Origin of the sequence: Aquimarina mytili (assembly GCF_016735115.1) — a bacterium.
Classification (GTDB): Bacteria; Bacteroidota; Bacteroidia; order Flavobacteriales; family Flavobacteriaceae; genus Aquimarina; species Aquimarina mytili.
The window spans coordinates 241,264-254,012 of record NZ_JAERQJ010000004.1 but is presented as its reverse complement, the minus strand read 5'-3'; the positions used below and the strand labels follow the sequence as shown (position 1 = coordinate 254,012).

The following is a 12,749-nucleotide window of genomic DNA, read 5'->3' as shown; positions in this document are numbered from 1 at the left end:
GTTTATATTTGAGTACTAACCGAAAACTTTCAGTGAAAAATATGACTGTACCTAATATCAATCTATCGAACTTTAATACCTTACTTTTTACTGCGGGGTTATTTCTTTTTGCGTTTGTCTTATGGCAAAAGAAAAGCAAGCTTGATGAAACAAAAAAATACAATCAGGATTTGATTTTAGCCAATGAAGAAATAGTGCATTATTCAAAGGAGTACCAACTATTAGCTGATCGAATGAAGGGTATAGTTGATGCAATGGATAGCTTAAGTAAGATCCCTACCCCTGAAAATAAAAATAAAATAAATCTCCTAAATTCGAAATTTGATAAGCTTAATAAAAACACTAAGAACATTCAAGACATATTAGGCAAAACCTATATTAAATCAAACACTATAAGCGAATACTATGATATGGTACAAAGAACGTCTAATAGCTCAGGTGATACCAGAATGCTTGTAATTTCAGGAGTTCTTATGCTAATAGGTATGATAGGCATTCAGAAAAAATCTAATTATGAGTCTCAAATTTTAAAAAACAAGTATGATTCTTTAAAAAATCATCATAGTGATTGCCAAAGTTGCGGGATGAAGCTAAATCATGATATAAATTTTAAACACGATTCTGATTATTGCACATATTGTTATAATGGAACTAGTTTTAATCATAGTAATGTAGACTTAGAAGATTTTAAAATAGAGGTTGCAGAACAGTTAACCAAAAAAGGATTCACAGAAAAAGAAATTTCCTCGCACTTAAAGAAAATGAATCGATTATTACGATGGAGAAAAAAGTTTGATTGGAGTTAAATTCTTCCTTTATATATCATCATTGGCAAATACTTCCTTGTACTGATATTTTTGTATCTTTTTTTCATCGTTAGGCATAATCACTTCTACGAAAATATATTTATCATTAAAGTATTTTATACTTCTTGATTGGTGATTTGGGTATTTTTTATCAACCAAACTATAAATATGCTCTAAATTGGATAGATTATTAGGTTTCAGCAAAAAATTATGAAACAGATTTAATAGTATATATCCAAATAAAAGAGCAAAACAAAAAAGTATACTGTAGGCTTTCTTTTTACTAAATTCTTTTTGCTCTTTTTTTAACGCTCGTTTCTTTTCCCAATAACTCTTCAATTTTTCAATATAGGACACCATAGTAACAAAGAAAATGGGAAATATAAGAAGTAATATAAATACCTTAACTAACGTCAATGTATCAGGAAGTGGCTTATAGCTTATCATTAGAATGGAAAAAAATATTGAAATGACCCCTTGAAAAATTAATATTAACATCATAATTTGAAAAAAATCACTTTTACCTTTAGCATCATAATTTTGTTTCAATCCGTTTATAAGGTCGATTATAATAGTCAGTAACACAGAGCCTATAATTAATACCGATATCAACAATAATATAAGAATCCCATCAGCTAAGAGTTGAGTAGCAGAAAAATAACGCCCATAGGGCAATCCCATTGATATCAATTCATAGAATTGCCAGAACCCACCTAAAAATACTGGAATTGATAAAAATACTTTTGGATGTTTTTTTACCTGTGCAATAACATCATTCCCAATTTTTTGAAAATTACTTAAACCTTCCATCGTGAGCCATATTTATGATTAGTTAAAGTAAAATTAAACGGATTATGCTTGTTTTTAGTTTGATTTAGTTTGAAAAAAGGATGATTTAGATAATATTCTCCATGATATTGTTTGGTGCAGTCCCTAAAATCGAAATAAAAAAGCATAGAAAACGAAAAGTGCTGTTTTGAAGCTACTACAGTACCACACCTTAAAATTTATTACCACAACAACCACACTTTACCTAACTTTCAATACTTTATTATTACTACTACTATACTTATTATTAAGTATATATATAATATAGTAAACAGTAATGAGGTAAGTGGTAGTGTGGTTGCGTGATTTTAATAAAATATATGAAGGACAAGAAACCAATTATAAATCAACCTATTAACTAGATAAATAGGTAAAAAGAAAAAAATCTATAAAACGTGGTTTGAAAATTACTTGTAGTAGCGTAACTACCAAAAAAACCGATACGGTTAGGTATCGGCTTTGATAATAATTGTTGTTATTTCATTATAATGGTAGTTCTGGATCTGGTTTAGGTCTTGATTCTGATATTGGTTTTTCCTTATGCATTTCTCTAAGTTCTTTTTGTAGGTTGTTCTCCATTTCATCAGACACTAAGCGCACAGGGTATACTTTGCGAGACCCTTTATCTTTAAATCGTTTCGATATAGGTTGCCCAAACTTACATCTATCCATAGCTTGAGATAATCGTTTCATGGACATGCGTATACCAGAATGTGCATTCATTTGTGATAGCATTTCCGAAGGCATCATAAACATTGCTTTTGGATCAGACGCCTTGCAGGGTTCATATAACTTTAATAACCATTCTTCTTCTGGTGTACTTTGTTTATAAATATCATTGACTTTATTCAATTGCTTCATTTCCTCATGAGAAAACCAATAAGAAAACTTTTCTTTTGCCAAATGAGCTGCTTGCGCCCAAACCTTTTGCATATCTACATTATGCTTATAATTAATCTCTGCTGCGGTAAATACTAAATATCGCCTGTTTTCTGAATCTGTTAAAAATCGGGGGCTATTCACAGAACCCATAAAAGAACAAATACGAGGACGTGTCTTAGTCAGTTTATGGAATAATTTACGATTAGTAACAAATGGTGCAGTTATAATAGCTTTCATAGAATTAAAATCCTTACCGAATATAGTCTCCAACTGATCATCTATATTTACAAACCATTTTTCTGCTAAAAAATTAGCAGTGTTCTTATCAGTTAAAGATGGATTAATGTGAGAGCACACTAAAAACTCTTGCATATCTTTTGGACATAATCTATTGAGCCAAGTAGTTTTACCTGATCCCTGACCTCCGACCAGGATAAGACAAGTTTGGTTTATCCCTAGCCCTAAACAAGTAGAAGCATTACCCACTATCCATTTTTTAAGATAATCATACCAAAGATCCTTTAAAGTAATATCATCTATCTCAATATCTGCAATGGTTATAGTATCTGCCAACTCTCTTATATAATCTTTACCATCATATTCTGGTAGATTATAAAAGTACTCCTGTATGGGGTGATAGGATTTGGTATAATTTGAGTTTAATATTTTCATTAATGTACTATCAGTACATTTAATACCTTTATTTTGAAGGTCTAACCAAATGGTATTTAATTGGCGGTCGTCTAGGGTTCTAAATCTCACTTGTTTTATTTCCCTATATTCCAATTCCATTGTCAGTACATTAATACGCAATTCATAATGTTCATCCAGATAGTCCTGTACTCTGGTTATAATCGTTTTTTGTTTCTTCTCATCTGGTTTTTCGCTTAAATCTTCAATACTGTGATTTGGACGTATATCTTTATGATCTAATAACATATTGTTCGTTTCCTTTTCTCTTATTAATCCTCCTGAGTAGTTTTCTTATTTCTTCGTTACCCTTCTTTTCTAATATATCCATAACCATTGTATGTTCTTTTTCAGATAATTGCTTTAGCTTATCTTTAAATAGATCCGGCAAACGCATTTGTTTTTCTTTTCCTAGCTGTTCAGCTTCATATATCAGTATTTTTTTTCCTTTGTGTAACCATATAGGAAAATCAAGAATACCATGAATAACACATATAGCCTCAAAGCTAATTATCCAATCTTCATATTTTTGAATTTGTAAACGCTTTATCCTATGCTGCTCTAATGCTTCCCTTTCAAGGTGTTCAATATAAGTTTGTGTTCTTTGATAGTAGTCTATAATAGAACGGATGATACGATTTTGCTTATTGAAAAACCCAGTACTTAGCGAATCCTTGTCTGCTAAGTACTGTAAATCATCCTGCATCTGTAATACTGCTTTTTCAAAATCTAAAACAACCTTTTCGTAGCTTTTAGACACTTATTAATTGTAAATTTTCAGGTTGCCCCAAATGTTCAACAATTACGGCTACTTGTTTAGGAGTATAAAGCCCTCCTATGTAGTCCCCTAGTCTTTTCTCAAATGGCAACAACCATTTTTGTAATGTGTATAATGATACTTTATAGGCATCGGCAATAGTTGTTTTATTACATGCCTTATAACGTAATTCTTTCATAAGGTTACTGTATAAGATTTAATTCATTTATAAGGTTAATATCTTCTTCATATTCAAGCTTTTTAAGCTTTGTAGTTGTATACTGTGGAACTTCATAATTGATAAGCTCGTCCATAGATTCTAAACCTAAATAATTAGATACGATTGCAAGTTTATCGGCTGGTATCTGCATTTTGGAACCTGTCTCTAAATACAACCATCTCTCAAAGGTTCTTTTACTCACCTCTAAAGCAAAAGGCAAGTTTTTCTTAGCTATCCTATATTCTTCATAAGGTAACTTTTTTAAGCATTCAAGAATTTTGTACTTTTTAGTTTTGATTCTATCCATAATAGAGTAAAATGATTTTAAAATTTATATACTTTTTTTGGTTAACAAAAGTTTTTAAACAAACACTTAATCAGATATACATGCATTTAAACGATGATAATGGATGTGAAATAGATATTTTTCACACATCATCATAAAATAAAAAAAGATAGCTGCTTATTTAAAACAACATGGCGTTGTTTACGCCATATTCAGGGGTAGGAACTGAAATTTTTGTCGTGGCAAAGATAAAATAAAAATGCATTTTTCAAAATCAAAGCATTACAGAAAACCTTAATAACATGCACTTTACCGACAAAAACAATTAAAATTTAAAAAGTAGTCTAATTCCTTCAATAATTAAATGTTTTTATATTAAGGTTTTATCATTAAAAATGTAGGTCTTTTCTTTTAGATGTTAATTTTTGACTTTTAAAAAACTTTTTGAAAAAAAACGTGAAAAAACAGTATCGACAAGAGCAATAAAACAAACAAAACCTCCTCATTTATTTGACTATCAATATTTTAAAATTTGAGTCACTTTGAGTCACTAAAAACTTCAAAAAACGATTGAGAAAAAAAATTGAAAAAAAATACGGTTTTACTTGGTGTAACGCTCTATTTTATTACTTTTGTGGCGTAAATAACGACAAAATACGGTATAAATATATATGTGGTGTTGTAGGTTCGAATCCTGCCACCCCGACCAGAAAAACTCTTCGTTTAAATAAAAAGCGAGGAGTTTTTTGTTTATATAGCTTAAGTTAGAACCGCTTATTATATTAAGGTTCATTGGGTAATATCTTCCTTACTATTGACACAGTACTATTAAAGAAACAAATTTTTCATTTTCGAAGTTACAATACCTAAAGTTCTACCTTATTGTTTTTGACTGTGAAATGAAAAAGTTAAATTAATGTAGTAATTTGATAATCAAATTAAACAAGATGAAAACAAGATACTTACTTGGGCTATATGTTCTCATATTAATTCTTTGTGATATATCACATGCTCAAGAAACACAATCCATAACATTAAAACACAATAATCTAGTTTTAGACTCTATTTCTTTGTTGAACTTTGATAAAGAAAATATAAGAGCTGATCACACCTTCGGAATTGGTGAAGAATTATACATCAACTTACATAATATAAAAGGGTTTGACGTAAAGAACAATCTTTGTCATTTTGGCTATAAAATAGATATATCTTCCAAAGACGACGGTACTGGATTTAAACATTCTTCGTCCGATTTTACATTCACCCCAGATCCAGGAGGAAACACATTATATTTCCCACTGTATTTTGATGATCGTTTTACAAAAGAAGAAACATATACTGCAAATATTTTTTGCTACGATCTTTATGATACTGCAACAAAGCATATTCTAAAAAAGAATCTTAAAATTAGTTTTGATTTCTGTATTGATTCCAAGTATACGATTAAAAGAATCGAAACTACATCAAATGAATTAAACCTAAGTTATTTTACATCCTATTTTTCTACAAACCCTCCAGTACCAAGTCGTACGAATGTTTTTAAGTATCAAGAAAAAAAATACAAGGTTGACTATTACCTGAAACAAATCAATGATCAAACAAAGAGTATAGATGCAACGGCAGATATATTCTTAGTCTACTATGGTGACTTTAATCCTAACAGCGGTAATTATATCACCTTCAATATTGGATCAGGCATAAGACTTGAACACCTCAAGACCAATTTACATGGATCATTCATGATTGGGAAACCCAGTTATGGTGGTATCGGAAAGGGTAGTTACTCAATTGTTTCTATAGTAAAAGATAATTTGGGTAAAAACAAACTTGTAAATACAGCCAACTTTTATGTTGTCGATAAAGATTCTGTTCTCAACAATATTAATTATTCGAATATCAATTCAAAACAACATCTTGATTTACCCAAGAATGGAGAACCAAGTTTATTTGGCAGGTCGCCTATTGAGTTCAAAAGATATATTAAGTTTCATTTAGCTAATATCATTGAAGGCACCGACTATATTAGTGATAAAAAGGTTCGTATTGCTTTTACCATTGATAAAACTGGACAAGTTATCAATACAAAGGTAGTTGGTTGCGATAACAAATGGTTAGAAGAGCAAATTATCAAAATAGCAGAAGGATGTCCCACATGGCGACCAAAAACAGTAAATGGCCAACCTGTCCCTATCAATTACAGTATAACAGTAGGGCTAAATTTGTCTTATGATTAATAAACCTTTTAGCATACTATGTTTATAACAATTCCTTTTTAAAAAATATAATCTCGATCATAAGAAAATACTTCATTATTTGAGTACTTAATCAGTTAAAAGTAGAATACAACCATAAGTTTCTTCAGATTGACACAATCTAAAGCATGATTATTACACTAAGTTTCTTTTTTTTATTAGGGTAAATCATTAAAACAATCATGTTTTTTAAAATCATTAGATAAGGGTTTCCGATATTTGAGTAAAATAATATGTCTTGAAAAATACCTATTTCATTGTAGTACTCCTATTTAGTTTCTACAATTATGCCCAAATAGATAGTATCCCTTTAGAAGAGGTTATCATAAACGATATCTCAATCCCACAACCTCAAAAGTATGCTGCTGAAGCCGTCGCAATCATTTCTGCTGAAGAAATTAGCAGAGGAAACGCCTTAGAACTTTCTCCTATATTAAATCGTGTTCCCGGAGTTTTCATGCAAAGTGGTACACTTAATACGAATAGAATTACCATTAGAGGAATCGGAGCAAGAAATCTATTTGGTACCGCTAGTATAAGAGCCTATTATGGTGACATTCCCTTAACCGATGGCAATGGAGAATCGACCATTGAAGATTTAGAACTAGGTAGTTTATCCAGAATTGAAATTCATAAGGGGCCTTCGTCGAGCAGCTATGGTGTGGGATTAGGTGGAGCCATTTTACTGCAACCTGAGTATACCCCTATTTCAAATGCCGGAGGTTCATTATCATCAACATTTGGGAGTTATGGATTCCAAAGAATTTTAGCAAAAGCTTCTATTGGTAAAGAAAAATCAAATTTCAATGTACTCTACAGCAATAATCATAGTAATGGGTACAGAGATAATAACGAATATGACAGAAATACAATAACATTAACTTCTGATTTTGATTTAGGGGAAAAAAACAGCTTTTCAATCCTAGGAAGTTATATCGCTCTTAAAGCGGGTATTCCAAGTTCTCTAAGCTCGGATGATTTTAATGAAACTCCTAGACAAGCAGCTTTTACCTGGGGGAGGGCTCAAAGTTTTGAAGATGTCGATTATGGAATATTAGGGCTTACATGGAAATACAATTCTGATCAGAAAGCATCACTAATCACCAGCGTTTTTAGTTCCTTTAAAAATAATTATGAACCAAGACCCTTTAATATTTTAGAAGAAAAATCAAATAGCTTTGGTATACGATCAAGAATTTTAGGCAAACATACCTTGGCCAAAAAAGAATTGAATTGGACGTTGGGTGGAGAGCTTTTCGTTGATGAGTATAATGGTAAAACATTTGACAACCTATATGAAGATTTTGCACCTGGCACAGGTAGTGTTTCTGGGGATCTACTTTCTAACCTGGATGAACAGCGCTATTATTATAATTTTTTTACTGAAGCGAATTACAATTTCACTAAAAAATTACGACTTAACCTTGGGATTCATTTAAATCAAACTTCTTTTGAGATCAAAGATCAGTTTTTTTCTGATAGTGAAGATAATTCTGGCTCCTTTGATTTTAACCTTATCCTTTCTCCTAAACTTGGTATTAATTATGAGCTTAATCACAACTTTATCCTATTCGGAAATATTGCCCATGGCTTCTCTACTCCTACTACATCAGAAACGCTACTTCCGGATGGGGTATTCAATCCTGATATTAAACCAGAAATTGGTTGGAATTATGAAATTGGAACACGTTATCAACTAATAAATAACAAACTATTCGGGTCAATATCCTTGTATACGCTTAGAGTACGTGATTTATTGGTTTCTAGAAGAACCATAGAAGATAATTTCTTTGCAATTAATGCAGGCAAAACCATTCATAATGGTATTGAAGCAGAAATTAATTACAGTATCATTACATCTACTTCATATCAACTAAACAGTTATATTAACACCTCTATCTATCAGTACACTTTTGATGAGTTTGTAGATCTAGATAATGATTTCTCAGGTAATGATCTCACTGGCGTTCCATCTGATGTTATAAATTTAGGGGTTGATCTAATTGCAGAAAAGGGGGTATATGGTAATATAAACTTTCAAACCGTTGGTAAGATACCCGCTAATGATGCAAATGCTGTTTTTAGTGACAGTTATACGTTACTACATGGCAAAATTGGTTTTAAAAACAACATTGGTGATCACTTTTCATACAATTTATATATTGGAGCTAACAATATTCTAGATACTCGATATACAGCTCAACTTCAAATCAACGCCAGAGGTTTTGGCGGTAACGCTCCAAGATATTTTTATCCTGGATTACCTTTTAATATCTATGGCGGGATTAACATAAATTATAGATTATAAATCATATTTTATTGTAATTTTCAGTGTATAATAAAAACGGTTTATGAAATCATCACCACTACTTTTACTACTCCTCTTTGTTTGCACAACATGTGCGCAACAAAAGAAGACGAATGACATTCGTATAGAAGAAGATCCTAAAAATTATACTACAGAACTTATTGTTCCAGATCTTCAAATACCTTGGGGTATGGCATGGCTGCCTGATGGTAGTATGCTTATTGCCGAAAAAAGAGGAGAACTAATCCATTTTAAAAATGGCACTAAAACCATAATTGGCAATGTACCCGAAGTATACAACAGAAATCAAGGAGGGTTATTAGATATCGAACTACATCCAAGGTATAAAGAAAATGGTTGGATTTATATTACCTACTCTTCTAGAGAAGGTACAGAAAAAGGAGGAAATACAGCTCTGATCAGAGCAAAACTCGAGAATCATCAACTAACCCAAATCGAAAAGTTATATAAAGGCACTCCCAATACTACAAGAGGTCACCATTTTGGATCACGAATAGAGTTTGATCGTGATGGGTACCTATATTTTAGCATTGGAGATCGTGGAAATCGGGATGTTAACCCACAAGATATTACTAAAGATGGAGGAAAAATATATCGTCTTAATGATGACGGCAGTATTCCTAAAGACAATCCTTTTATCGATAAAAAAGGAGCAAAAAAAGCGATTTACTCTTATGGTCATCGTAATCCCCAAGGAATGGCAATTCATCCCAGCGGAGCGATATGGGTACATGAACACGGTCCAAGAGGTGGTGATGAGATTAATCCTATAAAAAAAGGAGCTAATTATGGGTGGCCTATTATTACATATGGCATTAATTATAGCGGTACATCAATTACCGACATAACCCAAAAAGAAGGCATGGAGCAACCTTTATATTATTGGGTCCCTTCTATAGCACCTAGTGGAATGGATTTTATAACCAGTGACATATACCCCAGTTGGAAAAATAATCTATTAGTCGGTTCATTAGTTTTTCAATACCTCGAATTAATTGAGTTAACCAATAACGAAGTTACAGGCAGAAAAAAACTATTGGATGGCATGGGGCGAGTTCGTAACGTAAGACAAGGACCAGATGGATATATTTATGCCGCTATTGAAAACATGGGTATTGTCAAAATCATTCCAAAATAATTATGAAGAAGCATATCAAACACTTGCTAATTCTCGAATGTATTGTATTAACCGTTAGTATTTCTATTGTTGCCCAGAGCAGAAAATCCAATATACAATACACGGAGTTTATGACTTCGGAATTTCAGGATACTAAATTAAAAGAAAGTATTGCTCGTGGTCGCGAGATCTATGTTGATTTTTGTATGCAATGTCATTTACCAGATGGTAAGGGCACCCCAAAAGTATTTCCCCCTTTAGCAGGATCAAACTGGTTAACTCAAAAACGAAAAGAAAGTATCCATTCTATAAAATATGGATTAAATGGCCCAATAGAAGTAAATGGTCAACCATACAATAGTGCCATGACGCCTTTAGGTTTAGAAGATGAAGAAATTGCTGATGTTATGAATTATATTATGAATAGTTGGGGGAATACTCAAAAAAAGATCGTGACACCTGAAGAGGTTTCCAACATAAAAAAGTAATGGTTATATTTACATAACAATTGTAGATTATTTTACGTTAGTATTTGTAAAATATTTTTGATTCCAAGGAAAGCCTTGGAGCATTTAAATCTCGATTATCGAGTAATTCTATTTGTACACACAAATGAGGGGCAAACACATTCCAACCAAACCTTTATTTGTGAGATTTTTTACATTTTTTTTAATGTTTTTGATCTCACATGCGACTGCTAATGCCCAAAATGAAGAAATATCGCCCAACAGATACCGATTCAAATATCGCTCTACCGTATATAAAGGCTCTAAACTTCAGATTACAGCGCAATTAAGATCACTCAAAACAAGCTCAAAATTCACTGGTATTCCAGAAGAAATACAAGAAGAACTAAATACTCTTTTTATTGCTACAAAAAAACAAGCTATACCCAAATACTATAAAAAACACGCTATACTATTTCTTGATGCTATAAATGATTACGAAGATTTTGCAAATGTCTATGAAAATGCACTTCATGAAGCAGTTAGAAAAGTAAAAAAAGATATTCATGTAGTTGATTTTAAATTTGAGAGGCAATTCACAAAAGCCAAGGTCGCCTTGGATCGTGCATTAAAAGAAGATTTTTCAGACCTTGAAAAATTTGATAAGCTCAAAAAAGAGCTTCAGGATAGTCAAACTAAATTACTATGTCATCGATGGATGAAGAAAAAATTTGAAAAATACAAAAGCATTGATATTGTAAAAAAACCGGATCAACTTATGATGACTTTCAAAAAGTCTGAAGCGATATCTGTATATAAAATGTATAACGAAAATCGTATCGAAAAAATCCCCTCCTACCTCGAAAATCAAATCATTGATTTCTATTATAAAAAATCATTGCCCGAAATAAATCCTGAAATTCTCGATCTTCAATATATTACCAAAATCTAAAGAATTCAGAAAAAGACGCCTTGATTTACATTTTGCTAATGTATATTCGTAAACCTTGAATACTTCAAAAACATACAACGTTATTGGACTTATGTCTGGCACCTCTTTAGATGGTTTGGATATTGCCTATTGTTGTTTCGAACATAAAAATAAAACCTGGAATTTTTCAATAGAAAAAACACGAAGCATTAATTACTCAGCAACATTTAAAACCCAATTAAAGAATACTGTAGCCCTTGACGCCCCTAAATTATTGGCTTTTCATAATCAGTATGGGAGTTGGCTTGGTGAACAGGTTAAGGTATTCATACAGAAAAATAATCTCAAAGTAGATTTTATTGCCAGTCACGGGCATACTGTTTTTCACCAACCCGAGATTGGGTTAACATATCAAATCGGATCAGGGCAGCATCTTGCTAATGCTTGCAATCAAAAAGTAATTTGTGATTTTAGAACCAATGATGTTGCTATTGGCGGACAAGGAGCACCACTTGTCCCAATAGGCGATCAACTTCTATTTAGCAATTATGATTTTTGCCTAAATCTTGGTGGAATCAGTAATATTTCTTTTCACGATGGTGAACAAAGAGTAGCATATGATATTTCTCCTGCAAATATGCTACTTAATTACATTTGCCAAAAAATCAACCTTGAATATGATAAAGGTGGTCAACTGGGCAGAACTGGAAAGACTAATCTTCAACTTCTAGCTCAACTAAATGATTTAGAACATTATAAACTTGAGCATCCAAAATCATTGGGATTTGAGTGGTTTGCAGAAAATGTGATCCCTATACTCGACCATATTGAAGATAGCATTGAGAACCTTTTGCACACATCTATAATACATATCGCTTCTCAAATTGCAAATGATATTATAAATACCAAAAAAGTAAATGCAACTGTATTAATTACAGGTGGCGGTGCAAAAAACAATTTTCTAATCGAAACCTTACAGCATAAATTGACAGATTTTGCTACAGTTGTAATTCCGTCAGTTGATCTAATAGATTTTAAGGAAGCTTTAATCTTTGCTTTTATGGGCGTACTCAGAGAACGCAATGAAACAAACTGTCTCAGATCTGTAACAGGAGCTCTAAAAGATTCTTCTTCGGGAGTAATTTATTATCCAAGGTAAGAATGAAAAATATCATGAATATTTATACATTCAAAAAAACTCACCG

The 12,749-nt window shown here is 31.9% G+C and carries 12 protein-coding genes; 7 read left to right on the top strand and 5 right to left on the bottom strand.

Annotated elements, in window-relative coordinates; all coding sequences use genetic code 11:
- Positions 1 to 41 precede the first annotated feature (41 nt).
- The gene (locus tag JJQ60_RS12335) at positions 42 to 806 is read left to right on the top strand and encodes a zinc ribbon domain-containing protein (RefSeq protein WP_201920239.1); all 765 of its coding nucleotides are present in this window, start codon (positions 42 to 44) and stop codon (positions 804 to 806) included.
- Positions 807 to 815: 9 nt separating this feature from the next.
- Here the strand turns inward: JJQ60_RS12335 and JJQ60_RS12330 are convergent, their stop codons facing one another.
- From JJQ60_RS12330 to JJQ60_RS12310, 5 genes are all read right to left on the bottom strand, one after another.
- On the bottom strand, positions 816 to 1,616 hold the full coding sequence (locus JJQ60_RS12330; protein ID WP_201920236.1) for a hypothetical protein: 801 nt from the start codon (positions 1,614 to 1,616) through the stop codon (positions 816 to 818).
- Between the two features lie 501 nt (positions 1,617 to 2,117).
- Positions 2,118 to 3,455, bottom strand: a complete 1,338-nt coding sequence (locus tag JJQ60_RS12325) for a VapE domain-containing protein (protein WP_201920233.1) — start codon at positions 3,453 to 3,455, stop codon at positions 2,118 to 2,120.
- Positions 3,439 to 3,966, bottom strand: a complete 528-nt coding sequence (locus JJQ60_RS12320; protein ID WP_201920230.1) for a hypothetical protein — start codon at positions 3,964 to 3,966, stop codon at positions 3,439 to 3,441. Before JJQ60_RS12320 ends, JJQ60_RS12325 begins: the two co-directional genes overlap by 17 nt.
- Positions 3,959 to 4,162 carry a hypothetical protein gene (locus JJQ60_RS12315; protein WP_201920227.1) on the bottom strand — a complete coding sequence of 68 codons (204 nt, stop codon included), beginning with the start codon at positions 4,160 to 4,162 and terminating at the stop codon, positions 3,959 to 3,961. The genes JJQ60_RS12320 and JJQ60_RS12315 overlap by 8 nt, the downstream gene beginning before the upstream one ends.
- A gap of 4 nt (positions 4,163 to 4,166) precedes the next feature.
- Complete coding sequence (locus JJQ60_RS12310; protein WP_201920224.1) at positions 4,167 to 4,490, bottom strand: hypothetical protein; 324 nt, start codon at positions 4,488 to 4,490, stop codon at positions 4,167 to 4,169.
- Positions 4,491 to 5,416: 926 nt separating this feature from the next.
- Between JJQ60_RS12310 and JJQ60_RS12305 the strand changes: the two genes are divergently transcribed.
- The 6 genes from JJQ60_RS12305 (at position 5,417) to JJQ60_RS12280 (ending at position 12,703) form a co-directional block, all read left to right on the top strand.
- Positions 5,417 to 6,703: an energy transducer TonB gene (locus tag JJQ60_RS12305; protein ID WP_201920222.1), complete on the top strand. Its 1,287-nt coding sequence runs from the start codon at positions 5,417 to 5,419 to the stop codon at positions 6,701 to 6,703.
- Positions 6,704 to 6,959: 256 nt separating this feature from the next.
- Complete coding sequence (locus JJQ60_RS12300; RefSeq protein WP_201920219.1) at positions 6,960 to 9,029, top strand: TonB-dependent receptor family protein; 2,070 nt, start codon at positions 6,960 to 6,962, stop codon at positions 9,027 to 9,029.
- Between the two features lie 43 nt (positions 9,030 to 9,072).
- Positions 9,073 to 10,188 (top strand): PQQ-dependent sugar dehydrogenase, encoded by a 1,116-nt coding sequence (locus JJQ60_RS12295; protein ID WP_201920217.1) that lies wholly within the window; start codon positions 9,073 to 9,075, stop codon positions 10,186 to 10,188.
- Positions 10,189 to 10,190: 2 nt separating this feature from the next.
- Positions 10,191 to 10,655 (top strand): c-type cytochrome, encoded by a 465-nt coding sequence (locus tag JJQ60_RS12290; protein WP_236669110.1) that lies wholly within the window; start codon positions 10,191 to 10,193, stop codon positions 10,653 to 10,655.
- Positions 10,656 to 10,815: 160 nt separating this feature from the next.
- Positions 10,816 to 11,565, top strand: a complete 750-nt coding sequence (locus JJQ60_RS12285; protein ID WP_201920214.1) for a hypothetical protein — start codon at positions 10,816 to 10,818, stop codon at positions 11,563 to 11,565.
- 55 nt (positions 11,566 to 11,620) lie between these two features.
- Positions 11,621 to 12,703 (top strand): anhydro-N-acetylmuramic acid kinase, encoded by a 1,083-nt coding sequence (locus JJQ60_RS12280; protein ID WP_201920211.1) that lies wholly within the window; start codon positions 11,621 to 11,623, stop codon positions 12,701 to 12,703.
- Positions 12,704 to 12,749 lie beyond the last annotated feature (46 nt).

Coding starts and splice junctions, on each gene's coding strand:
- JJQ60_RS12335 (WP_201920239.1), top strand. CDS start 42: ATGACTGTACCTAATATCAATCTATCGAACTTTAATACCTTACTTTTT.
- JJQ60_RS12330 (WP_201920236.1), bottom strand. CDS start 1,616: ATGGAAGGTTTAAGTAATTTTCAAAAAATTGGGAATGATGTTATTGCA.
- JJQ60_RS12325 (WP_201920233.1), bottom strand. CDS start 3,455: ATGTTATTAGATCATAAAGATATACGTCCAAATCACAGTATTGAAGAT.
- JJQ60_RS12315 (WP_201920227.1), bottom strand. CDS start 4,162: ATGAAAGAATTACGTTATAAGGCATGTAATAAAACAACTATTGCCGAT.
- JJQ60_RS12310 (WP_201920224.1), bottom strand. CDS start 4,490: ATGGATAGAATCAAAACTAAAAAGTACAAAATTCTTGAATGCTTAAAA.
- JJQ60_RS12305 (WP_201920222.1), top strand. CDS start 5,417: ATGAAAACAAGATACTTACTTGGGCTATATGTTCTCATATTAATTCTT.
- JJQ60_RS12295 (WP_201920217.1), top strand. CDS start 9,073: ATGAAATCATCACCACTACTTTTACTACTCCTCTTTGTTTGCACAACA.
- JJQ60_RS12290 (WP_236669110.1), top strand. CDS start 10,191: ATGAAGAAGCATATCAAACACTTGCTAATTCTCGAATGTATTGTATTA.